Origin of the sequence: Streptomonospora sp. PA3 (assembly GCF_009728995.1) — a bacterium.
Classification (GTDB): domain Bacteria; phylum Actinomycetota; class Actinomycetes; order Streptosporangiales; family Streptosporangiaceae; genus Streptomonospora.
The window spans coordinates 363,675-386,173 of sequence record NZ_VTZW01000016.1 but is presented as its reverse complement, the minus strand read 5'-3'; the positions used below and the strand labels follow the sequence as shown (position 1 = coordinate 386,173).

The 22,499-nt window shown below is 72.7% G+C and carries 20 protein-coding genes and 1 tRNA gene; 17 read left to right on the top strand and 4 right to left on the bottom strand.

Translation table 11 applies throughout. The annotated features are described in order from the left end of the window. The first annotated feature begins 58 nt into the window (after nucleotides 1-58). The 9 genes from FZ103_RS18180 to FZ103_RS18140 all read left to right on the top strand — a co-directional run bounded on the left by FZ103_RS18180 (nucleotide 59) and on the right by FZ103_RS18140 (nucleotide 12,085). On the top strand, nucleotides 59-1,993 hold the full coding sequence (locus tag FZ103_RS18180; protein WP_156002775.1) for a TIGR03960 family B12-binding radical SAM protein: 1,935 nt from the start codon (nucleotides 59-61) through the stop codon (nucleotides 1,991-1,993). Between the two features lie 570 nt (nucleotides 1,994-2,563). After that, a complete protein-coding gene (locus FZ103_RS18175; RefSeq protein WP_222936780.1) occupies nucleotides 2,564-3,301 on the top strand; it encodes a TIGR03936 family radical SAM-associated protein in 738 nt (245 codons plus the stop codon). Nucleotides 3,302-3,454: 153 nt separating this feature from the next. Next, complete coding sequence (locus FZ103_RS18170; RefSeq protein WP_156002773.1) at nucleotides 3,455-6,370, top strand: ribonuclease E/G; 2,916 nt, start codon at nucleotides 3,455-3,457, stop codon at nucleotides 6,368-6,370. A gap of 274 nt (nucleotides 6,371-6,644) precedes the next feature. After that, on the top strand, nucleotides 6,645-6,965 hold the full coding sequence (rplU, locus tag FZ103_RS18165) for a 50S ribosomal protein L21 (protein WP_186356477.1): 321 nt from the start codon (nucleotides 6,645-6,647) through the stop codon (nucleotides 6,963-6,965). 14 nt (nucleotides 6,966-6,979) lie between these two features. Next, a complete protein-coding gene (rpmA, locus tag FZ103_RS18160) occupies nucleotides 6,980-7,246 on the top strand; it encodes a 50S ribosomal protein L27 (RefSeq protein WP_156002771.1) in 267 nt (88 codons plus the stop codon). A gap of 133 nt (nucleotides 7,247-7,379) precedes the next feature. Next, entirely contained in the window at nucleotides 7,380-8,744 is a 1,365-nt protein-coding gene (gene obgE, locus FZ103_RS18155) for a GTPase ObgE (protein WP_156002768.1), read from the top strand. A 166-nt stretch (nucleotides 8,745-8,910) separates the two neighbouring features. After that, nucleotides 8,911-10,053, top strand: a complete 1,143-nt coding sequence (proB, locus tag FZ103_RS18150) for a glutamate 5-kinase (protein ID WP_156002977.1) — start codon at nucleotides 8,911-8,913, stop codon at nucleotides 10,051-10,053. 99 nt (nucleotides 10,054-10,152) lie between these two features. Further along, nucleotides 10,153-10,419, top strand: a complete 267-nt coding sequence (locus FZ103_RS18145) for a hypothetical protein (protein WP_156002767.1) — start codon at nucleotides 10,153-10,155, stop codon at nucleotides 10,417-10,419. A 409-nt stretch (nucleotides 10,420-10,828) separates the two neighbouring features. Beyond that, nucleotides 10,829-12,085, top strand: a complete 1,257-nt coding sequence (locus FZ103_RS18140; RefSeq protein WP_156002765.1) for a glutamate-5-semialdehyde dehydrogenase — start codon at nucleotides 10,829-10,831, stop codon at nucleotides 12,083-12,085. Nucleotides 12,086-12,684: 599 nt separating this feature from the next. On the opposite strand, the gene FZ103_RS18135 is transcribed toward FZ103_RS18140, so the two are convergent. Continuing rightward, nucleotides 12,685-13,743, bottom strand: coding sequence for a M48 family metallopeptidase (locus FZ103_RS18135; protein ID WP_156002762.1), 1,059 nt, complete (start codon nucleotides 13,741-13,743; stop codon nucleotides 12,685-12,687). Nucleotides 13,744-13,949: 206 nt separating this feature from the next. Between FZ103_RS18135 and nadD the strand changes: the two genes are divergently transcribed. From nadD to FZ103_RS18115, 4 genes are all read left to right on the top strand, one after another. Further along, nucleotides 13,950-14,603 carry a nicotinate-nucleotide adenylyltransferase gene (nadD, locus tag FZ103_RS18130; RefSeq protein WP_394350119.1) on the top strand — a complete coding sequence of 218 codons (654 nt, stop codon included), beginning with the start codon at nucleotides 13,950-13,952 and terminating at the stop codon, nucleotides 14,601-14,603. A 27-nt stretch (nucleotides 14,604-14,630) separates the two neighbouring features. Then, nucleotides 14,631-15,029 carry a ribosome silencing factor gene (rsfS, locus tag FZ103_RS18125; RefSeq protein WP_186356475.1) on the top strand — a complete coding sequence of 133 codons (399 nt, stop codon included), beginning with the start codon at nucleotides 14,631-14,633 and terminating at the stop codon, nucleotides 15,027-15,029. Nucleotides 15,030-15,087: 58 nt separating this feature from the next. Next, complete coding sequence (locus tag FZ103_RS18120) at nucleotides 15,088-15,714, top strand: histidine phosphatase family protein (protein WP_186356474.1); 627 nt, start codon at nucleotides 15,088-15,090, stop codon at nucleotides 15,712-15,714. 106 nt (nucleotides 15,715-15,820) lie between these two features. Then, nucleotides 15,821-15,893, top strand: a tRNA-Ala gene (locus FZ103_RS18115). 116 nt (nucleotides 15,894-16,009) lie between these two features. Here the strand turns inward: FZ103_RS18115 and FZ103_RS18110 are convergent. Both FZ103_RS18110 and FZ103_RS18105 read right to left on the bottom strand, forming a co-directional pair. Continuing rightward, the gene (locus FZ103_RS18110) at nucleotides 16,010-16,747 is read right to left on the bottom strand and encodes an SDR family oxidoreductase (RefSeq protein WP_156002760.1); all 738 of its coding nucleotides are present in this window, start codon (nucleotides 16,745-16,747) and stop codon (nucleotides 16,010-16,012) included. Nucleotides 16,748-17,021: 274 nt separating this feature from the next. Further along, nucleotides 17,022-17,675: a response regulator transcription factor gene (locus FZ103_RS18105; protein ID WP_156002757.1), complete on the bottom strand. Its 654-nt coding sequence runs from the start codon at nucleotides 17,673-17,675 to the stop codon at nucleotides 17,022-17,024. A 95-nt stretch (nucleotides 17,676-17,770) separates the two neighbouring features. On the opposite strand from FZ103_RS18105, the gene FZ103_RS18100 reads away from it, so the two are divergent. Then, nucleotides 17,771-18,688 carry an oxidoreductase gene (locus FZ103_RS18100; RefSeq protein ID WP_156002754.1) on the top strand — a complete coding sequence of 306 codons (918 nt, stop codon included), beginning with the start codon at nucleotides 17,771-17,773 and terminating at the stop codon, nucleotides 18,686-18,688. 102 nt (nucleotides 18,689-18,790) lie between these two features. On the opposite strand, the gene FZ103_RS18095 is transcribed toward FZ103_RS18100, so the two are convergent. Further along, nucleotides 18,791-19,633 (bottom strand): SDR family NAD(P)-dependent oxidoreductase, encoded by an 843-nt coding sequence (locus FZ103_RS18095; RefSeq protein WP_156002751.1) that lies wholly within the window; start codon nucleotides 19,631-19,633, stop codon nucleotides 18,791-18,793. A gap of 120 nt (nucleotides 19,634-19,753) precedes the next feature. Between FZ103_RS18095 and FZ103_RS18090 the strand changes: the two genes are divergently transcribed. From FZ103_RS18090 to FZ103_RS18080, 3 genes are all read left to right on the top strand, one after another. Continuing rightward, nucleotides 19,754-20,656 carry a LysR family transcriptional regulator gene (locus FZ103_RS18090; protein ID WP_156002748.1) on the top strand — a complete coding sequence of 301 codons (903 nt, stop codon included), beginning with the start codon at nucleotides 19,754-19,756 and terminating at the stop codon, nucleotides 20,654-20,656. A gap of 243 nt (nucleotides 20,657-20,899) precedes the next feature. After that, nucleotides 20,900-21,553, top strand: a complete 654-nt coding sequence (locus FZ103_RS18085) for a TetR/AcrR family transcriptional regulator (protein ID WP_156002745.1) — start codon at nucleotides 20,900-20,902, stop codon at nucleotides 21,551-21,553. 2 nt (nucleotides 21,554-21,555) lie between these two features. Then, nucleotides 21,556-22,497, top strand: a complete 942-nt coding sequence (locus FZ103_RS18080; RefSeq protein WP_156002742.1) for an NAD(P)-dependent oxidoreductase — start codon at nucleotides 21,556-21,558, stop codon at nucleotides 22,495-22,497. The last annotated feature ends 2 nt before the right edge of the window (nucleotides 22,498-22,499 follow it).

Genomic DNA, 22,499 nt, shown 5'->3' with positions numbered 1-22,499 from the left:
CCTAAGCTGGGCGGTGTCCCACGGGACATGCCCAGACAGCCGACGCAGGGGAACCACGATGCCCATCGAAAGCGTGTTTTCGCAGCTGGAAGCCCTGCTTCCGAGCGTGCAGAAACCGGTGCAGTACGTCGGGGGCGAGCTCAACTCCGTCGTGCGGGACTGGGACGACGCCGAGGTCCGCTGGGCGCTGATGTACCCCGACGCCTACGAGGTGGGCGCGCCCAACCAGGGCGTGCAGATCCTCTACGAGGTCCTCAACGAGCGCGAGGGCGTGCTGGCAGAGCGCAGCTACGCGGTGTGGTCGGACCTGGAGCGGCTGATGCGCGAGCACGGGGTTCCGCAGTTCACCGTCGACGCGCACCGGCCCGTCGCGGCCTTCGACCTGCTCGGGATCAGCTTCGCCAGTGAGATGGGCTATACCAACATGCTCACGGCGCTGGACCTGGGCGGCATCCCGCTGCACGCCGCCGACCGCACCGACGACCACCCGATCGTGCTTGCCGGCGGGCACGCCGCGTTCAACCCCGAACCCATCGCCGACTTCCTGGACGCGGTCGTCCTCGGCGACGGCGAGGAGATCGCGCTGGCGATCACCGAGGTCGTCCGGGAGTGGAAGCGCGAGGGCCGCCCCGGCGGGCGCGACGGCCTGCTGCTGCGGCTGGCCGAGGGCGGCGGCGTGTACGTGCCGCGCTTCTACGACGTCGCCTACCACCCCGACGGGCGCATCGCCTCCTACACGCCCAACCGCGAGGGCGTGCCCTGGACCGTGCAGAAGCACACGGTCATGGATCTGGACCGCTGGCCCTATCCCAAGAACCCGATCGTGCCGCTGGCCGAGACGGTCCACGAGCGCTACAGCGTGGAGATCTTCCGCGGCTGCACGCGCGGATGCCGCTTCTGCCAGGCGGGAATGATCACCCGCCCGGTGCGCGAGCGCAGCAAGGAGACCATCACCGAGATGGTCGAGCAGGGCGTGCGCTCCTCCGGGTTCCAGGAGGTGGGGCTGCTCTCGCTCTCCAGCGCCGACCACAGCGAGATCGGCAGCGTCGCCAAGAACCTGGCCGACCGCTACGAGGGCACCAACACCGGCCTGTCGCTGCCCTCCACCCGGGTCGACGCCTTCAACATCGACCTGGCCAACGAGCTCACCCGCAACGGCCGGCGCTCCGGGCTGACCTTCGCGCCCGAGGGCGGCAGCGAGCGGATGCGCCGGGTCATCAACAAGATGGTCAGCGAGCAGGACCTGATCCGCACCGTGACCGCGGCCTACGCCGCCGGGTGGCGCCAGGTGAAGCTGTACTTCATGTGCGGGCTGCCCACCGAGCAGGACGAGGACGTGCTGGCCATCGCGGACCTGGCCAAGGAGGTCATCCGGACCGGGCGCGAGGTCACCGGCCGCTCCGACATCCGCTGCACCGTCTCCATCGGCGGGTTCGTGCCCAAGCCGCAGACGCCGTTCCAGTGGGCGGGGCAGACCCCCTACGAGGTGGTCGACGCGCGGCTGCACAAGCTCAAGGCCGCGCTGCGCTCCGACCGCCGCTACGGCAAGGCCATCGGGCTGCGCTACCACGAAGGCCGGCCCTCGATCATCGAAGGGCTGCTCTCCCGCGGTGACCGGCGCGTGGGCCGGGTCATCGAGGAGGTGTGGCGCGCCGGCGGGCGCTTCGACGGCTGGAGCGAGCACTTCTCCTACGAGCGCTGGGCCGAGTGCGCCGAGAAGGCGCTGGCGGGCGGGCCGGTGGACCTGGACTGGTTCACCGTGCGCGAACGCGGCGAGGACGAGGTGCTGCCCTGGGACCACCTGGACGCCGGGCTCGACCGCGGCTGGCTGTGGCAGGACTGGCAGGACTCGCTGCACGGCGAGGAGTCGGTGGAGGTCGACGACTGCCGGTGGAGCCCCTGCTACGACTGCGGGGTCTGCCCGACCATGGGCACCGAGATCCAGATCGGTCCGAGCGATCCGGGGCGTTCGCTGCCGCTGACGGTGGTCTGAGTCAACCGCAGGGCCGCGCGCGGGCGCCGGAGCGTGCACGCTCCCGCGAAAGAGGGGTGGGTGTATGGCCCGGCGCCCCGCTCGCGCCGGGCCATACGTGATGTAGGACGGGCGGGTGGCGCGGATGGTTGGCATCGGCGCGGCAATTCCTCGAAGAATTTTCCGCCCTGTGCCCCGCCGCAGGTCAGGCCGCATGCTGGCCTGAAGCGGCCATGCGGTCGCCGCGCAGGCGAAAGCCCGCCGAACGCTTTTCAACCGGTCAGCGGGCGGGAACAGCACATACGTGGGTGATCCAGCACGGAGCGCATCGTCATCGGGTCATCCGCCCACTCGCCCGGTGGGGGCGCGTGGCGGCGGTACCCCACTCCGGTGGCGCGTGCTCCTTGGAGCGCACCGTACGCTGAAGTAAGACGTGAATCTCCCAGGTGGGTGAGTCAGGGAGGAATCGGCTCGCCCCTCGGGGAGTTATCGAGGAAAGGAGAAGCGCTGCCCCCCGCACCTGAGGGCACCCCGCCCTCCACCGGACGCCCCGGCCCGCGGCTGCGGGTCCGCTACACCAAGCGCGGCAGGATGCGCTTCGCGAGCCATCGCGACATCGCCCGCGCGCTGGAGCGGGCGCTGCGCCGAGCCGGTGTCCCCGTCGCGTTCTCAGCGGGGTTCACGCCGCACCCGAAGCTCTCCTACGTCAACGCCGCCCCCACCGGGGTGGCCAGCGAGGCGGAGTACTTCGAGATCACGCTGGCCGAACCCGCCGAGCCCGACGAGGTCCGGGTCCGGCTCGACGACGCCATGCCCGACGGGCTTGACGTCGCCGAGGTCGTCGAGGCCCTGCCGGGCGGTCTGGCCGACCGCCTCGAAGCCTCGGACTGGCGGGTGGAGCTGCCCGGCGTCGACCCCGACGACGCCGCGGAGGCGGTGGCCGCGTTCAACGCGGCCGATACCGTCGAAGTGGAGCGGTCCACCAAGAAGGGCCTCCGCCGCTTCGACGCCCGTGCGGCCGTCCTTCACCTGCGGGTGGACGGGCGCGCCACAGGGGAGCAAGACGAGACATATGCCATACTTCGGATGGTTGTCCGGCATACCACACCTGCCGTTCGGCCAATCGACGTGGTGAACGGTCTTCGCCGGGTGGCCGACCTCGCGCCGCTGTCATCGCCTGTGATGACCCGGCTGGCGCAGGGGCCCCTCAGCGATGCGTCCGACGCGATCGCCGATCCGCTCTGCGCGGACCAGCAGGCCGATCCGGCCGGACGCGCGGTGGACCCACCGCGGCCGACCCCGCCCGCGCGGAGCACATCGGATGTGTGAGCTCCATTGGGGACGCGGGCGACCCGAGACGACTTTGCCCCGGCCGGCCCCACAACGGCTGCCGGCGCCGACATAGCGACAACAGTCCGCGCGCGCAGCGGCAGAGGCCTTGCGCCGACGCCGCGCCCGAGGACTTGACGGGAGACCGCCCGGATGCTCGACAACGAGCCCGACAACGGTGCTGAAGGCACCGAGGGCACAACTGAAACGACACCGACACCTGAGCCTCAGGCCACGACGTTCGCGCCCCCGCAGGAGGGCGAGGTGAAGGTCAGCGGGCCGCAGAGGCGCAGCGGAGCCCTGCGCTCGGCCGGTCCGCCGCCCGAACCCGAGCCGGTGGCACCACCCGCGGGACCGCTGACCACCGTGGCCGGCCAGCCGGCGCTGGAGGACGAGGAGCCCGGCGCCGGCCGGGCCGCACCCGAGCCCGCAGCCTCCGACGCGACCGCGGCCCCCGCGGCCGAGGAGCCCCCGCGCAAGCGGCGCACCCGCGCCAAGGGCACCACCGGCCGCGCGGCCGCCGAGAGCGCCGACCCCGCTGAACCGCCCGCCGATGAGCCGGCCGGCACGCGGCCCCCCGCCGATGCCGAGCCCGCCTCCGCCGCCGGCGCCGGAGTCGCCCCCGAGGCCGTGGGCGCCTCCGCCTTCCAGTCGCCGATGGTGCTGTTCCAGCCGCCGATCGCCCCGGCCGAGCCCTCGGCGCGCGCCCACAGCAACGGCTCCGCGCCCGAGCCGGCCGCCGAGGCCCCCGAATCCGAGGAGGCCGAGACCGACCAGGCCGAGCGGACGGCGGGCGACGACGACACCGACGAGGAACGCCCCTCGCGGCGCCGGCGCCGCCGCGGCGGACGCGGGCGCGGCCGCACCCGCACGGGCGAGGACGAGGCCGACTCCGAGTCCGCCGGCGCCGACGAGGGCGCCGAGTCCCGGACCGAGGAGCGCGCCGAGGACGGCTCCGCGGCCGCGTCGGGCGAGCAGGAGGCCGCCGAGGAGTCCGCCGCCGGCAGCCGCCGCCGCAGGCGCCGCCGGCGCCGCACCGGCGGCGAGGGCGACGATGCCGAGACACCCGACGACCCGCCCAACACCGTCGTGCGGGTCCGCGAGCCGCGCAGCGGCAAGGCGGCCCAGGACGAGGTCCAGGCGGTCAAGGGCTCCACCCGCCTGGAGGCCAAGAAGCAGCGCCGCCGCGAGGGCCGCGAGCAGGGCCGGCGCCGCGCGCCCATCATCACCGAGTCGGAGTTCCTGGCGCGCCGCGAATCGGTGCAGCGCGACCTGGTCATCCGGCGCACCGGCGAGCGCACCCAGATCGCGGTGCTGGAGGACGACGTCCTCGTCGAGCACTACGTCGACCGCGCCACGCACAAGTCCTACGTCGGCAACGTCTACCTGGGCCGCGTGCAGAACGTGCTGCCGTCGATGGAGGCGGCGTTCGTCGACATCGGCAAGGGCCGCAACGCCGTGCTCTACGCCGGCGAGGTCAACTGGGACGCCTCGGGCCTGGAGGGCCAGCCCAAGCGCATCGAGTCCGTGCTCAAGTCCGGCCAGTCGGTGCTGGTGCAGGTCACCAAGGATCCGATGGGCCACAAGGGCGCGCGGCTGACCAGCCAGATCAGCCTGCCCGGCCGCTACCTGGTCTACGTGCCCGACGGTTCGATGACCGGCATCAGCCGCAAGCTGCCCGACAAGGAGCGCGCGCGCCTGAAGCAGATCCTCAAGAAGGTCATGCCGGAGAACGCCGGCGTGATCGTGCGCACCGCCGCCGAGGGCGCCAGCGAGGAGGAGCTGGAGCGCGACATCAACCGGCTGGCCAAGCAGTGGGACTCCATCAAGCGCAAGTCGCGCTCGGCCAGCGCTCCCTCGCTGCTCAACAGCGAGCCGGACCTGACCGTGCGGGTGGTGCGCGACGTCTTCAACGAGGACTTCGCCAGCCTGGTCGTGTCGGGCGACGAGGCCTGGGACACCGTGCACGACTACGTCGAGTACGTGGCGCCGCACCTGTCCGAGCGGCTCTCGCACTGGACCGACGAGCGCGACGTGTTCGCCGCCTACCGCATCGACGAGCAGATCGCCAAGGCGCTGGAGCGCAAGGTGTGGCTGCCCAGCGGAGGGTCGCTGGTCATCGACCGCACCGAGGCCATGACCGTCGTCGACGTGAACACCGGCAAGTTCACCGGCCAGGGCGGCAACCTGGAGGAGACGGTCACCAAGAACAACCTGGAGGCCGCCGAGGAGATCGTGCGCCAGCTGCGGCTGCGCGACATCGGCGGCATCATCGTGATCGACTTCATCGACATGGTGCTGGAGAGCAACCGCGACCTCGTGCTGCGCCGGCTGCTGGAGTGCCTCTCGCGCGACCGCACCAAGCACCAGGTGGCCGAGGTCACCTCGCTGGGCCTGGTGCAGATGACCCGCAAGCGGGTGGGCCAGGGCCTGCTGGAGGCGTTCTCCCACAGCTGCGAGCACTGCGGCGGCCGCGGCCTCGTGGTCGCCACCGAGCCGGTCGGCGCCAAGCCCGGAGCCGGAGGCAACGGCGGCGGCCGCAAGAAGAAGGGCAAGGCCGACAAGGACCGCACCGATCAGGCCGCCGAGCCCGCTGAGCCCGCGGCCGACTCCGGCTCCGACCCCGTCGACCTGGAGCCCGCCGCCGGAGCCGCCGCTGCCGCCGAGGCCGAGGACGCCGTCGAGGAGCCGGCGCCGGCCAAGGGCAAGCGCGCCTCCGGCAAGAGCGCGGCCAAGTCCTCGGCCAAGGCGGGCGCCAAGTCCTCCACCCGCAAGACCACCCGCCGGACCAAGAAGGACGAGGCCGCCGCGGCCGAAGGCGGTGAAGGCGCCGAGGCGGCGGCCGGCTCCGCCGACGCGGCCGCCTCCTCCGAGGGCGCCCAGGCCGATGCGGCCCCGTCCTCCGGCGGGGAGGCCGACTCCGGTGCCGCATCCGCGGACGCCGAGGCGTCCGGCGGCGCCGAACCGGCCGATCCCGAGAGCTCCGCCGAGCAGCGCCCGCGCCGGCGCCGCACCCGGCGGACCAAGACCGCGGCCGCCACCGAGTCGGCGGTGGCCGAGGCGACCTGAGCGGCGGGCGGCGACCCGCCGCCGCGCAGGCCGGTGCGCACGCGTACCGGCCTGCGCACCCCCTGCGCGAGCCTGCGGGCGTGCCGCGCTCCGCCGCACCGGTGGTAACCTAGAGGGCGGTGCGTCGGCGCGCCCCCATCGTTCGCGCGCCCGAGACCTACTTCTCGACCTTGCGCCGCCGCGGGCGAGCGCGCGGGTCGAAGGTCGATTTTGAGCGCATTTCCTCCCCCGCTCCGGCGGGGCTGGTCCACACGAGCAGGAAGAGAGTTCCCCGGTGTACGCGATCGTGCGAGCGGGCGGCCGACAGGAGAAGGTGTCTGTCGACGACGTCTTGACCATCGACAGGGTCTCCGACGAGACCGGCGCCACCCTGACATGGGAGCCGCTGCTTGTCGTCGACGACGGCAAGGTCATCAGCGACGCCTCGGAGCTGAGCGGCTACTCTGTCACCGCCGAGGTCCTCGGCGAGGCCAAGGGCCCCAAGATCAACATCATCAAGTACAAGAACAAGACCGGCTACAAGAAGCGCATGGGCCACCGGCAGAAGTACACCCAGGTGCGCGTCACCGGTATCGCGTCGAACAAGAACAAGTAGGGGAGGGGCGCGAGATGGCACACAAGAAGGGCGCATCGTCCAGCCGGAACGGCCGCGACTCCAACGCCAAGCGGCTCGGCGTCAAGCGCTTCGGCGGCCAGTCCGTCAACGCCGGCGAGATCCTCGTCCGCCAGCGCGGCACCCGCTTCCACCCCGGCGACAACGTCGGCCGCGGTGGCGACGACACCCTGTTCGCGCTGGTCGCGGGCAAGGTCGAGTTCGGTACGCGGCGCGGCCGCAAGGCCGTGAACATCGTCCCCGCCCCGGTGCCTGCCGAGTAGGTCCGGCGCGGAGCGACCATACGCGTGAGGCGGGCCAGGCGTCCTGGCCCGCCTCACGCGTGTTCAGAGGGGCCGCCTGTGTGCCGCAGCGGCGCATAGGCTGGTCAGCAGGGATCGGCACGGGAGAGGACACATGCCTGACTTCGTCGACGAGGCGGTCTTGCACATCAAGGCCGGTGACGGCGGGCACGGCTGCGCCTCCGTGCACCGCGAGAAGTTCAAACCCCTGGGCGGCCCCGACGGCGGCAACGGCGGCAAGGGCGGCGACGTCGTGCTGCAGGTCGACCGCAGCACGGCCACCCTGCTGGACTACAAGCGCCGCCCGCACCGCCGGGCGCGCAACGGCACGCCCGGCCAGGGCGGGCACCGCTCCGGCGGCGACGGTGCGGACACCGTGCTGTCCGTGCCCGACGGCACCGTGGTCCTGGACGCCTCCGGCGAGGTGATCGCCGACCTCGTGGGCCCGGGAACCCGTCTGGTCATCGCCCGCGGCGGCAACGGCGGGCTGGGCAACGCCGCGCTGGCCTCGCCCAAGCGCAAGGCGCCCGGGTTCGCGCTCAAGGGCGAGTCCGGCGAGGAGCTGGACGTGCGCCTGGAGATCAAGACCATCGCCGACGTGGGTCTGGTCGGATTCCCCAGCGCGGGCAAGTCCTCGCTGATCGCCGCGCTCTCGGCCGCCCGGCCCAAGATCGCCGACTACCCGTTCACCACCCTCATCCCCAACCTCGGCGTGGTCGAGGCGGGCGCCACGCAGTACGTGGTGGCCGACGTGCCCGGGCTCATCCCGGGCGCGAGCGAGGGCAAGGGGCTCGGGCTGGCGTTCCTGCGCCACGTCGAGCGCTGTTCGACGCTGGTGCACGTGCTCGACTGCGCCACCTTCGAGTCCGGCCGCGATCCCCTCAGCGACCTGGACGCGCTCGAGGAGGAGCTGACCGCCTACGGTGCGGCCACCGGCGTCGACCTCGCCGACCGGCCGCGGATCGCGGTGCTGAACAAGGTGGACGTGCCCGACGGGCGCGAGCTGGCCGAGATGGTCGCGCCCATGCTGCGCGAGCGCGGCCTGCGGGTCATCGAGATCTCCGCGGCGACCCGCGAAGGGCTGCGCGAGCTGTCGTTCGCGATGGCTGAGCAGGTCGAGGCGGCCCGCGCCGCCCGCCCCGCGCCCGAACCCACACGTGTCGTGCTGCGCCCCCGCGAGATCGGGGAGACCCCCTTCGAGATCGTGCCGCTGGGCGACAACACGTTCCGGGTGCGCGGCAGCAAGCCCGCCCGCTGGGTGCGCCAGACCGACTTCGCCAACGACGAGGCCGTCGGCTTCCTCGCCGACCGGCTGAACCGGCTGGGCATCGAGCAGGCGCTCGCCGACGCGGGCGCGACCGAGGGCGCCGAGGTCTACATCGGCGACGAGGAGGATTCCGTGGTCTTCGACTGGGACCCGTCGGTCGACAGCGGGGAGACACCGATCGGCCCGCGCGGCACCGACTCCCGGCTGGGTTGAGGCGCGCCGGGGCGCGGCAGGCGCCCCACGCGCCCGTGTCGCGCGGGGCAGCGGTGGCCCGGCCGCCGACAGGACCGACACCCATGGAAAGTAGAGCGACGTGCGCGAGGCACCGTCAGAACCGTCATCGTCCGAAGGGAACGACGCGCTCGACGAGCGCACCGAACTGACCCGGGCCCGCCGGGTCGTCGTCAAGGTCGGCTCCTCCTCGCTGACCGCCCCCGAGGGGACCATCGACCGCGACCGCATCGGCGAGCTGGCCGACGTGCTCGCCGAGCGCCGCGCCGCCGGCACCGAGATCGTGCTGGTCTCCTCTGGAGCGGTGGCCGCGGGCATCGCCCCGATGGGGCTCGGGCTGCGCCCCCGCGACCTGGCCACCCAGCAGGCCGCGGCCAGCGTCGGCCAAGGGCTGCTGATCGCCCACTACACCGCGGCCTTCGCCCGGCACGGGCTCACCGCCGCACAGGTGCTGCTGACCGTCGAGGACATGATGCGCCGCGTGCAGCACCGCAACGCCCAGCGCACGCTGCGCCGGCTGCTGGACATCGGCGCCATGCCCATCGTCAACGAGAACGACACGGTGGCCACGCACGAGATCCGCTTCGGCGACAACGACAGGCTGGCCGCCCTGGTGGCCCACCTGCTGCGCGCCGACGCCCTCGTGCTGCTGTCGGACGTCGACGCGCTCTACGACGGCAACCCCGCCCGGCCCGGGGCGCGGCGCATTCCCCGCATCGCCGACCCCGCCGATCTCGACGGGATCGACATCGGCAGCGCGGGCCGCCGCGGCGTGGGCACGGGCGGCATGGTGACCAAGGTGGCCTCGGCGCGTATCGCCACCGAGGCGGGCGTGCCCACCGTGCTCACCTCGGCGGCCAACGCCCGCCCGGCTCTGGCGGGCGAGAACGTGGGCACGTTGTTCGCCGCCCGCGCCCGGCGCCGGCCCTCTACGCGGCAGTTGTGGCTGGCGCACGCCACCGCGGCCCGCGGCAGCGTCGTGCTCGACCCGGGGGCGGTGCGCGCCGTCGCGGGCGGGCGCGCCTCGCTGCTGCCGGCAGGGGTGGTCAAGGTCGAGGGCGACTTCTCCGCCGGCGACCCCGTCGACCTGCGCGACGAGGAGGGCACCGCCATCGCGCGCGGGCTGGTCAACTACGACGCGAACGAGATCCCGGACCTGATGGGGCGCTCCACCCGCTGGCTGGCGCGGGAGCTGGGCCCCGGCTACGAGCGCGAGATCGTGCACCGGGACGACCTGGTGCTGCTCGGCGCGGCGCGCGAGCAGGCGCGGCGCGGCGGCGGGCAGCGGTGACAGTGCCCCGCGGCGCCGCGGCCGCACGGGACCGGCCGCGGCGACCGGGTCGGTGCGCGCCGCCCGCGGCCTGGGGCGATATGGCAGTAGGGTGACGGGATGAGGTCCACCACGCACGAGTTCGACACCGAGCTGCGCCACGACGGCCGCGTCGTCACTCTCGGCGCGGTGACCTACCGCGGCAGGACGGTGCTGCAGCCCGGCCCCGACCGGTTCGCGCCGCTGCGCAGATGGGCCCAGGACGTCGCCGACCAGCTCGGCGGGCCGGTGACCTGGCGGGCCAGCTCCGAAGGCGATGTGGTGGAAGAGGGTACGGTGCACCCCGCGGCGCCCGCCGTCGGCGAGGAGTCCGGCCGGGCGTGCTGAGCAGGGTGCACCGGCGCTCGCGGCCGCAGCTCCGCGGCAAAGGGCCGACCGTGCGGTCGCGTCCCGGCCGCGGTCTGCCGCCTGCTATGCCGTCGACCGGCGCGTCAGAGTCTGCGAGCGCTTTCGGCTCCGCATTTGGAGCAGTGGAACTTGCGGTCTCCTCCTAAGACCCAGTCGTGTTCGCCGCCGTTGGGACATGCCGACATCGACACCACCTAAGATCTCGACCGAGCAACCTGGCGCCGTCACGGTACCGGCTGCGCAGCCCGGCTGTCCGGGAAACGGCCGAGATCACGGGCGGGCGGGGGCGGCCCCGGTCGCGCCGCGGACCGCACCCGGCGCCGGCGCGGCCCGCTAGGCTGGAACCGGAATCCTGACCCCCCGACTACCCGGGAAAGCGACCAGCACCATGAGCGAAACCGAGCGCGAGGTACGCGACTGCGCACAGCGCGCCCAAGACGCCGCGGCGGGCCTCGCGCCGCTGAGCCGCGCGATCAAGGACGAGGCGCTGCTGGCAATGGCCGAGGCCCTGGTCACTGAGGCGGAGTCCATCGTGGCGGCAAACGGTGAGGACGTCGAGCGCGCCCGGGCCGCCGGCGAGAGCGAGGCCATGATCGACCGGCTGTCGCTGTCGGTGGAGCGCGTGGGCGCCGTCGCCGACGCCGTCCGCGACATCGCCGACCTGCCTGACCCCGTGGGCGAGGTCGTGCGGGGCGGGAGCCTGCCCAACGGGCTGGAGCTGCGCCAGGTGCGCGTCCCGCTCGGGGTCGTCGGGATCATCTACGAGGGCAGGCCCAACGTCACGGCCGACGCCGCCGCGCTGTGCCTCAAGAGCGGCAACGCCGCGCTGCTGCGCGGTTCGTCCTCGGCCTACTCCTCCAACCGGCGCATCGTCGAGGTGCTGCGCGGCGCGCTGCAGAAGACGGGCCTGCCGGCCGACGCCGTGCAGCTGGTGCCCGGCAGCGGGCGCGACTCCGCCCAGGCGCTGATGCGCGCCCGCGGCCTGGTCGACGTGCTCATCCCGCGCGGCGGGGCGTCGCTGATCCAGGCCGTCGTCACCGAGTCCACCGTCCCGGTGATCGAGACCGGCGAGGGCAACTGCCACGTCTACGTCGACTCCTCGGCCGACGTCGAGATGGCGCTGGAGATCACGGTCAACGCCAAGACCCAGCGGTGCTCGACCTGCAACACCGCCGAGACCCTGCTGGTGCACGCCGCCGCGGCCGACCGGTTCCTGCCGCGGGTGCTCGGCGCGCTGCGCGACCTGGGCGTCACCGTGCACGGCGACGAGCGGGTGCGCGGCTACGACGACGCCGTGGTCGAGGCCACCGAGGCCGACTGGTCCACCGAGTACCTGTCGGCGGACCTGGCGGTGAAGGTGGTCGACTCGCTGGACGACGCCGTCGCCCACATCCGCCGCTACTCCACCAAGCACACCGAGGCCATCGTCACCGACTCCCAGTCGGCCGCGCGCAGGTTCGTGTCCCTGGTCGACGCGGCGGCGGTCATGGTCAACGCCTCCACGCGCTTCACCGACGGGGGCGAGTTCGGCTTCGGCGCCGAGATCGGCATCTCCACCCAGAAGCTGCACGCCCGCGGCCCCATGGGGCTGCCGGAGATGACCTCGACCAAGTACGTGGTCACCGGCGAGGGCCACCTGCGCTGAGGCGCGCCGACGGAGGCGGTGGACGGCGCGCCGACCGCCGCCCTTCACCCGGTGCGCGCAGCCGCCCGCAGGCCGAGACCGGCCGCACGCGGACCCCGACCCGGCCGCTGCGGGCGCCCTGGGGCGCCCGCAGCGCGCGGGACCGGGGCCCGCGCGAAGCGGCTTCCTCTGTTTAGGAAGCCGGACACCACAGCGGTTGCGGCAATGGGGCTGTGGTGCGCGAATCCCGCCCGTCACCCGCCGCCGCCCCTAACGGAGGCGCTGCGCGCCACGTACCTGTTCAGAGCCGGCTTGCCGCCGAGGGCACGGTGCACTTTTGCGCCGGAGTCCCGCCACCGATGGTGCGGCTCCACCTGACAAGTTCCGCGTGCGCTCGGCGGCAAGCTGTGACCGCGCTACGCGAGGCGCACCCATTGCCGCACCCCCGATGGTGGCCGCCCCCGGTGGTACCCGGTGGGTTCCCATTGCCGCACCCCCGATGGTGGCCGCCCCCGGTGGTACCCGGTGGGTTCCTATTGCCGCACCCCCGATGGTGGCCGCCCCCGGTGGTACCCGGTGGGTTCCTGGAAAGCGGCGCCCCCGCCGTTCTTAATCACGACCTAGGAGGCCGACCCGGCGTTGCTGTCGTCGCGGCGGCCGGCGCGGTTCCAGCGCTCGGCCACCGTGTCGAAGATGCGCCCGCCCGTGCTGGCCGCGGTGCCGGCGACGTCGCGCAGGGTACCGACCAGCGGGTCCTCCGAGCGCTCCCAGGACTCCCGGTAGTGCTTGGCGGCGCTGCGGGCCTCGGCGCCCACCGAGGCGTCCTTGTCGGTGTCGCGGCGCGGGTAGTCGCCGTCGATGATGCGCTGGTAGGAGCCGTCGTCGATCCACCGGCTCAGCTCGGCCATGCGGATGACCGCGAACGGGTGGGTCTGGCCCATCAGGCTGAGCAGTTTGATCAGGCTGTCGCGGGCGTCGCCGCCGCGCTCGTACTCGCGGGCCTGGGCCATGAACGAATCGGGGTTCATCTGCGCCAGCCGCGATCCGCCGGCGAGCTTCATCAGGGCCCGCTTGGCGGCGTCGGGGTTCTGCGCGGCGAGCAGGCCGGCGCGGTCGCAGGACAGCTCGGACTTGCGGTACCACTCCTCCAGCGCGGTGACGATCGCGCGGATGCCGATGTAGCCCAGCGGGATCCAGGCGACGCGCGCGGCGAGCCGGATCAGCGCCAGCAGCATGGTGCGGTAGACGGCGTGGCCGGAGAGGATGTGGCCGACCTCGTGGCCGACGACGAACCGCTGCTCCTCGGCGTCGAGCAGGTCGAACAGCCCGGTGGTCATCACCATGAAGGGCTTGCTGCTGCCGATCGCCATGGCGTTGGGCCGCGGGTTCATCTGGATGTAGAGCTCGGGGACCTCGTCGAGGTCCAGGATGTAGGCGGCGTCGCGGACGTAGTTGTGGACTTCGGGGAACTGCTGCTCGTTCACCCGAACGGCGCTGGAGAGGAACATCAGGCGCAGGGCGCGTTCGTTGAACAGGCCGGAGAGGCGCTTGAAGACCTCGTCGAAACCCCGCAGGGACCGCAGCGCGACCAGTGCGCCGCGATCGGCCGGGTGCTCGTATGCTCGGGAGCTTATGTTCTCAAGTCGTACGCGGGCGCGGTCTGGAGCGTTGGTGGACATGTCGGCATGCTATGCCCCGGCGGTGCGCCGCGCCACGATTCGCGGTATCGAGATATGACGCGATTTTCGCCGGGCTGCGGGCAGTGGCCGGAAGCGGCCGCACACCCGTCGGTTAATCTCGGGATAGACCGGACCAAAAGGGGAGAACCGGCGCCGTGAAGCCCCGGTTTGACGGTTGTCGGCGACACGCAGGAACGGAGCGGTACGTGCGCAACGAACCCGCGGGGGCCCTCTCCAGCGCGGAGCAGCGGCGCAGGAACCCGCGCCGCGTGGGCATCATGGGCGGAACGTTCGACCCCGTCCACCACGGCCACCTGGTGGCGGCCAGCGAGGTCGCCCACCTGTTCCACCTGGACGAGGTGGTCTTCGTGCCCGCCGGGCAGCCCTACCAGAAGGACCTCAGCCAGGTGACCTCGGCCGAGGACCGCTATCTGATGACCGTCATCGCCACCGCCGAGAACCCCCAGTTCAGCGTGAGCCGGATGGAGATCGACCGCGACGGGCCGACCTACACCATCGACACGCTGCGCGAGATGCGCCAGATCTACGGCACCGGGGTGGAGTTGTTCTTCATCACCGGCGCCGACGCGCTGGGCGCTATTCTGAGCTGGCAGAACGTGGATGAACTCTTCGAACTCGCGCATTTCGTAGGCTGTAACCGCCCCGGACACCGGCTCACCGATCCCGGGCTTCCCGACGGCAAGGTGAGCCTCGTGGAGGTCCCGGCCCTGGCGATCTCCTCCAGCGAGTGCCGGGAGCGCGTCCGCAAGGGCGAACCCATCTGGTATCTCGTACCCGACGGCATCGTCCGCTACATCAACAAGACCGGGCTCTACCTCGACGATCCGACCGCGGGGTAGCGGCCCGAGGGAGGCTGCTGCTACATCGTGTCCGCCACCGACCGGGCCGTGGGGCTCGTGAACATCGCCGCCGAGGCGGCCGCCGACAAGCTCGCCCAGGAGATCGTCGCCTACGACGTGAGCGACCAGCTCGTGATCACCGACGCATTCGTGCTGTGCTCGGCGCCCAACGACAGGCAGGTGCGCTCCATCGTCGAAGAGGTCGAGGAGCGCCTGCGCGACCAGGGAGGCGTCAAGCCCGTCCGCCGCGAAGGCGAGCGCGACGGGCGCTGGGTACTGCTGGACTACGCCGACATCGTGGTGCACATCCAGCACGAGGAGGAGCGCGGGCACTACGGCCTGGAGCGGCTGTGGAAGGACTGCCCGCAGATCACGCTGCCCGAGGGCACTCGCGGACCGGCGCGCGGCAGCGCCGACGAGGCGTGAGCGCGGGCGGCGGCGGCTCGCGCCGGCGCGCCGGCGCGGCGCGGGGGGAAGGCCGCCCGTGACCGAGACCCGCCGCGTCGTCTGCTGGCGCCACGGCCAGACCGCGTGGAACGCCGAGAAGCGCTTCCAGGGCCAGACCGACATCGCCCTCAACGAGCGCGGACTCGCCCAGGCGCGCCGTGCCGCCGCCCTGCTCGCGCGGCTGCGGCCCGACGCCGTCGTCTCCTCCGACCTGCGCCGCGCGGCCGCGACCGCGCATGCGCTCAGCGAGGAGACCGGCCTGCCGGTGACCCTGGACAAGGGCCTGCGCGAGCGCTTCGGCGGCAGGTGGGAGGGGCTGACCACCGCGGAGATCCGCGAGCGCTGGCCCGAGGAGGACGCCCGCATGGAGCCGCCCGGCGGCGAGGACCTCGCTGCCGTGGGGGAGCGGGTGCAGGACGCCATCGAGCGCGGGCTGGCGCTCGTGCCCGAGGACGGGCTGCTCGTGGCGGTGGGCCACGGCGCGGCGCTGCGCGCCGGGATCAACCGCATGCTGGGCCTGCCGCCCGACCGGCGCCAGGTGCTGGGACCGCTGGGAAACTGCTCCTGGTCCCTGCTGGGGCCGCTGCGCACCGGCGGATGGCGCCTGCTGGAGCACAATGCGGCGAGTCTGCCCGAGCCGCGCACGCTCAGCGACGACCGATGACGCCCACCCGCGCGCGGCCGGGTACGGGCGCCTGCTCCGTTTCGACGCGGGCGCCGGATTCCGCTAGAGTCGGTGGGGCCGCCGCGGCGAACGGGGCGGCTCACCAGGGGCTATGGCGCAGTCGGTAGCGCGCCTCCATGGCATGGAGGAGGTCTGGGGTTCGAATCCCCATAGCTCCACTCGGTACGAGGGCGGTCCTGCTCGCAGGGCCGCCCTCGTCGTTTCTTGCGGGGGTGCCCCGGACCGGCCGTGGACGCAACCGGCTGATGGGCCGAGGCAGCGCCCTGGGCCGGCTTCAGGCCATGCCGCCGTTGGCGAAGATCGTCTGGCCGTTGACCCAGCGTGCCGGGCCGGCGAGGAAGGCCACGGTCTCGGCGATGTCCTCGGGCGTGCCGAGGCGTTCCATCGGGTTCATCGAGGCGAGCTGGTCGATCAGCTCCTCGCTCTTGCCTTCCAGGAACAGCGGTGTTGCGGTCGGGCCGGGAGCGACCGTGTTCACGGTGATGTCCCTGCCCCGCAGCTCGCGGGCGAGGATCAGCCCGAGGCCCTCGACGGCGGCCTTGGAGGCGGCGTATGCGCCGTAGGACGGCAGCTTGGTGCGCGTTACCGACGTGGAGACGTTGATGATCGCCCCGCCCGGGCGAACCCGGTTGGCGGCCAACTTGCAGACGACGAAGGTGCCGCGGATGTTGGTGCGGTGCATCCGGTCCACGTCGGCGAGGTCGGCGGTGGCGATGGGCGAGAGGATCATGATCCCCGCCGCGTTCACGATGACGTCGAGACCGCCGAAGGCCGATTCCGCCGTGGTGAAGGCGGCGGTCATGGCGGCCTCGTCGGCGACGTCGCCGCCGACGGCGATCGCGCGGCCGCCCTCGTCCGTGATCGCGGCCGCGACGGCCTCGGCTTTGTCCTTGTTTCCGGAGTAGTGCACGGCGACCGCGTACCCGTCGGCCGCCAGCCTCTCGGCGACGGCCTTGCCGATGCCGCCGGACCCGCCGGTGATCAGGGCCGCGCGTATGTCACTGGTGTTCATGTCTTCCTCTGCAAGCGCTGGGATGCGGACTCCTGCGCGCCCGGCGGGCGTGTCGAGGGCGCCCACCCGCGCCAGGGCGGAATAGCGGTGGAACTGTCTGTCTGATTTCAATGATAACAGGAAGTGCTATCGGTGCAACCATGCTGTTGTTATCATTGGTAAAACCGTGAGCGCGCGAGCACGTCGCTCAGCGCGGCTCGGCGAGAGTGCCGCCCTTCGCAGCGGAAGGCACCCAGTAGGAATCCCGGCCCGGCAGCGCAGCGCCGGGAGGAGGTCACACCAGCCCCAGCTCCCTGGCCCGCAGGCCGGCCTGGAACCGCGATTCGGCGCCGAGGGCGGCCATCAGCTCGGCGACTCGTCGGCGATACGTGCGTACGCCAAGTCCCAGCATGCGAGCCGCCGCCTCGTCCTTGACGCCCTGGCCGAGGAGGTCGAGCACCCGGGGAGCGATCTGCCGGACCTCGGCGACCCGTGCGTCGTACACGGCCAGCTCCGTGGCCGACCGCCATGCGATCTCGAACAGCGAGCACACTCCCTGCACCGTCTCCGGCTGGCTGATGAGGCTGTAGCTGCGTTCACCGGCCTGCTCGTCGCCCGCGAGGATCACCACCCGGCCGTCGAGGATGATGGTCTCGTTCATCTCCTCGGTGCTGACGCGGATCTGGGCACCGTGGCGGTCGCCGGCCTCGGCGATCCGCTGCGCCCATGTCGGATCCAGGAGCATGCCGGAGCGGTAGAGCTTGCGGATGCGCATCCCGGCCGGCTTCGCCGTGTCGGCGGCGAGACCGCGCTGGGCGTGCGCCCACGTCCAGGCGGCGAAGCTGTTCGCAGCGCAGGCGAAGTCGGTGGCCGCCTGGAACAGGTGCGCGGTGCGTCGGAGTACCTCCTCCTCACCCCGCACGACCTGGAAGGTCTCGGTGGTCCGCATAGTGCCATTCTCCCCCGCGAGCCGCATGTCGAACGGTACTGGCAGCAAGTTGCCAAAAGCGGCCGCGCCCGCCCTCGGCGCGCCAGGCTGATGGCATGACGACCACGACGAACACCACCGACGCCCCGAGCGCGGACGCCGCGGGCACCTGGCGGCTCGGCGACCGCACGGTCAACCGGGTCGGTTTCGGCGCGATGCGCCTGACCGGCATGCCCTGGGATCCGGCACCGAGGGACCGGGCCGACGCCATCGCCGTCCTGCGCCGCGCCGTCGAACTCGGCGTCAACCACATCGACACGGCCGCCTTCTACTTTCTGCCCACCCGCTCGGCCAACGAGCTGATCAGCACCGCGCTGCAGCCCTACCCCGACGATCTGGTGATAGCGACGAAGGTCGGCCCGAGCCGTTCCGGCACGGGCGAGCCCGACTCCTACGCACGCCCCGACGAACTGCGCGGACAGGTCGAGGCGAACATCCGCCAGCTCGGCCGCGACCACATCGAGGTCGCGAACCTGCGCTGGGGCAGCGGTCTCGACAAGGAGCCGGGGTCCGTCGCCGAGCACGTCGGGGCCCTCGCCGACCTGCGCGAGGCGGGACTGATCCGCCACATCGGCGTCTCCAACGTCACCGCCGACCAGCTCGCCGAGGCGATGACCGTCGCACCCGTGGTGTGCGTCCAGAACAGGTACGGCATCACCGAACGCACCGACGACGACCTGGTCGCCCTGACCCGCGAGCACGGCATCGCGTTCGTTCCGTTCTTCGCTGTCGGCGGCTCGCCGCACGGCGTCCCCGACGAGGCGGGCCGAGCGGAGATCGCCTCCGTCGCCGAGGCCCACGGCGCCACCCCCGCGCAGGTCAGGCTGGCGTGGACGCTGCATCGCGGTCCGCACGTGCTGGCCATCCCCGGCACCGGCAATCCGGCGCACCTGGACGAGAACATCGCCGCCGGCGCCCTCAGGTTCAGCGACGACGAACTGGCCCGGCTCGACGGCATCGCCGCCGCGTCCTAGCGCCTGCCGGGCCGGCGCGCCGGCTCCCGCCGGCCGAGCGCCTTGCCGGGCGCGCCCCGGGGCGCGCCCGGCGAAGCCGCGACCGGGCAGGCCCGGCGCAGGTCAGGCGGTCTGGGCTACGATCCGCTTGCCGAAGGCGGCCGTGGTGACCGGTTCCCACTCCCGCCAGACGCGCAGCCGCTCGGCGTAGATCTCCTCGATCTCGGGGAGGGTGTGTCCCAGGACGATCCGCCGGGGCGGGTTCTCGGCGTCGGCGATCGCGAGGATCGCTTCCGCCGTTGCTTGGGGATCGCCGAGCACCCATTCCTTGCCGGTGGCTTCGCGGACGCCGGCGTAGTCCGGGTGGGGTTCGGTGGTCCGCAAGCTCCTGCCGCCGGCGAACTCCGTGGCATAGGGGCCCGGCTCGACCGCGGTCACGTGGAGCCCGAACGACGCGACTTCCTGGGCGAGCGAGTCGGAAAGGCCCTCCACCGCCCACTTGGAGGCGTGATAGGCGCCGATACCGGGATAGGCGCGTACCCCGCCCTCGCTCGTCACCTGCAGGATGCGGCCCGAGCCCTGGGCCCGGAGCACGGGCAGCACCGCCTGGGTCACCCAGACGGTGCCGAAGAAGTTCGTCTCCAGCTGCGCGCGCAACTGGGCCTCGGTGAGCTCCTCGACCATGCCGAAGAGCCCGTAGCCCGCGTTGTTGACGACCACGTCGAGGCGGCCGAACCGCTCGACGGCCCGCTCGACGGCCCCCGACACCGCCGCCCGGTCGGTCACGTCGAGACGCAGTGGCAGGACGGTGTCTGGGAACCGCTCGGTGAGCGGCTCCAGGGCGGTGACGTCCCGGGCTGTCGCCGCGACGCGGTCACCGCGTTCGAGCGCGGCTTCGGCCCAGAGGCGGCCGAAGCCCCGCGAGGCGCCGGTGATGAACCAGACCTTGGGTGTAGGGGCGGGCATCCGCGTTCGTCCTTTCGTGGTGCTGCCTTGGCGATTCCAGCCTCGGTGCGACCAAGGCATTCCACAAGCGACGCTTTCGCATGCGAGGCATGCGTATTAATCATGGCTAAGATCGGGGTCATGGCCGAGTTCACCGTTCCTGCGCTGCGCGTCGTGCATGCTGTCGTCGGAACCGGGTCCTTCACCGCGGCGGCCGACCTCCTCGGATACACCCAGTCGGCGATCTCCCGGCAGGTGGCGGCCGCGGAGTCGGCCGCGGGGACGCCCCTGTTCGTACGCAAGGCCCGCGGGGTGGAGGCGACCCGGGCCGGCGATGCGGTCGCCCGCCGGGCGGCCGCCGTGCTGGCCGAACTCGACGCGGCGGACCGCGAGCTCGCCGTGCTTTCCGACAGGCTCGCCGAGCGGGTGGTCCTCGGGGCCTTCCCGACCGCGACCTGGTCGCTGGTTCCGCGAACGGTGGCGGCGCTCCGCAGCGAGCACCCCGCGCTGGTCGTCGACCTGCACGAGGCGTCCTCGCCGGCGCTGGTGCGTCGGGTCGGCGCCGGAGGAGTCGACGTCGCCGTGATCGCCGTCGGCCAGGGCCTGCCTGACTACGACCTGCGCGGACTGCGAACCGTGCGCCTGGCCACCGGGGGCAGCGGCGTCGTCGCCGTGCCCCGCGGCCACCGCTTGGCCGGCCGGTCGCAGGTGGCGGTCGACGACCTGGCCGGCGAGTCCTGGATCGCCGGTGCCGGGCTGCGGGGCGACCCGCAGTTCGGTGCCTGGCCCACGCTGCCGCAACCCCGCATCGCCTATCGCATCCACGACTGGAACGCGCGGCTCGGCTACGTCGCCGCCGGTCTCGGCATCACGACGGTTCCCGGCATCGCTGTTCCCGGCTTACCGGCCGGGGTCGTCACCGTCGAGGTGCAGGATCCCTCGTGGTCCGGGCGCACCGCCCTGGCCGTGACCAAGCCGGAGCCGACTGCGGGGCAGCGTGCCGTGGCGGCGGCCCTGCGCGAGACGTCCGCCGGGGACGGGTGAGCCCGGCCGGGGTGCGTGCGGTCGCCTCTTCGCGGGCGGAGTCGCGCACGGCAGCGGCTTCGACCCGCTGTGGTCGGCCGGAGGGCGTTGCGCGGACCTGTGAGGCGGCCACCACGGACGTTCAGCACCGGACGCGTCCCTGCTGCCGTCCGGATTCCCCTGCCCCGCAGGGGCTCCGGCCGATCTCCTCAAGGGCGCGGTACCTCCGTGGACAAGCAAGCACTTGCTTGCTAGCTTCCGGATATGGCACGGACAAAAGACCTTCTGCTGGCCGAGGGGATGCGGCTGTTCGGGGAGCGGGGATATGCGGCCACGTCGGTCGCGCAGATCGAGGAGGCGGCGGGGCTCTCGCCCGGCTCCGGCAGTCTGTACAAGCACTTCCGCACCAAGGAGGAGTTGCTGTCCGAGGGCCTGGACCGGTTGCTGGCCGGCGGCCGGGACCTCGCCGAACGGCTGGGCGTCCGCGACTCGGCCGACCCCGTCGCGGAGCTGACCTCGGTGGTGCACGCAGGGCTGCGCCGCATGGAGGAGGACCGCGACGCCAACCGCGTGCTGTTCCGCGATCTCGACGCGTTCCCGGACCTGCTGGGGCGGTTCGGCCAGGGCGAGATCGTGCGCTTCCACCACGCGATCACGGCGATGCTCATCGCCCTGGCCGGCGAGGACGGCAAAGGCCCCGACTGGGAGGCGGTCACCGTCGTCCTGCAGGGGGCGACCGCCCACTACTGGCTGCTGGCCGACCGGTTCGGCGGCCACCCGACCGGCGTCGGCGAACAACGCTTCGCCAACGCGGCCGCGGTACTGATCGCCGCGCTCATCGCCGGCGCCCGTTCCGGCGCCGCGACCGCCGCGACCGCCGGCGCGGTCCGGGAATCGCAGGAGCGACCAGAGGAGTAACCATGAGGGTTCTGCTGGCAGGCGCCTCCGGCGCCATCGGATTACCGCTCACCCGGCGGCTGCGCGAGGCCGGGCACGACGTCACCGCGATCCACCGGTCCGCGGCCGGACGCGAGAAGCTGCTCGCAGCGGGAGCCGCACCCGTCCACGTGGACGTGCTGGACCGGCCCGGGCTGCTGCAGGCACTCGACGGGCACCGGTTCGACGCCGTGATCTCACAGCTGACCGCGCTGAAGAAGCCGCCGATGATGCACCGCGACATGGCCGCCACCAACCGGCTGCGCATCGAGGGCACCCAGAACCTGCTCGCCGCCGCCGCGCGGACGGGTGCCGAGCGGTTCGTGAACCAGTCGATGGTCTTCGGCTACGGATACGGCGACTTCGGGGGCCGCGTGCTCACCGAGGCCGACCGGTTCGGCCCGCCCGGCCGCGGCCGCTTCGAGCACGCCGTCGCGGCGATGCGGTCCAGCGAGCGGCAGATCTTCGACGCGGACCACGTGAGTGGGATCTCGTTGCGCTACGGCCTCTTCTACGGCCCCGGCCCGGCCGGCGACGCCGTGGTGGACGGCCTGCGGCGGCGACGGCTGCCTGTGGTCCGCAACGGGGGCGTGCTGCCCTGGGTGTATGTGGACGACGCCGCCGACGCCACCCTGGCCGCCCTGGAGCGCGGCGCCCCGGACACCGCGTACAACGTCGCCGACGACGAGCCGGTCAGCTTCTCCGACCTGGCGACGGCGATCGCCGCCGCGGTCGGCGCGCCCAAGCCGCCGGCCGTGCCGACCTGGCTGCTGACATCCGCTCCCTACGCCAAGGCCATGATGACCGGGGGAGTGCGGATGAGCAGCGCGAAGGCGCACGAAGAGCTGGGCTGGCGTCCGCAGCGGCCCACCTACCGCGAAGGCGTCGCCGAACTGGCCGAGCACTACAGCCGGCCGGCGGTATAGCG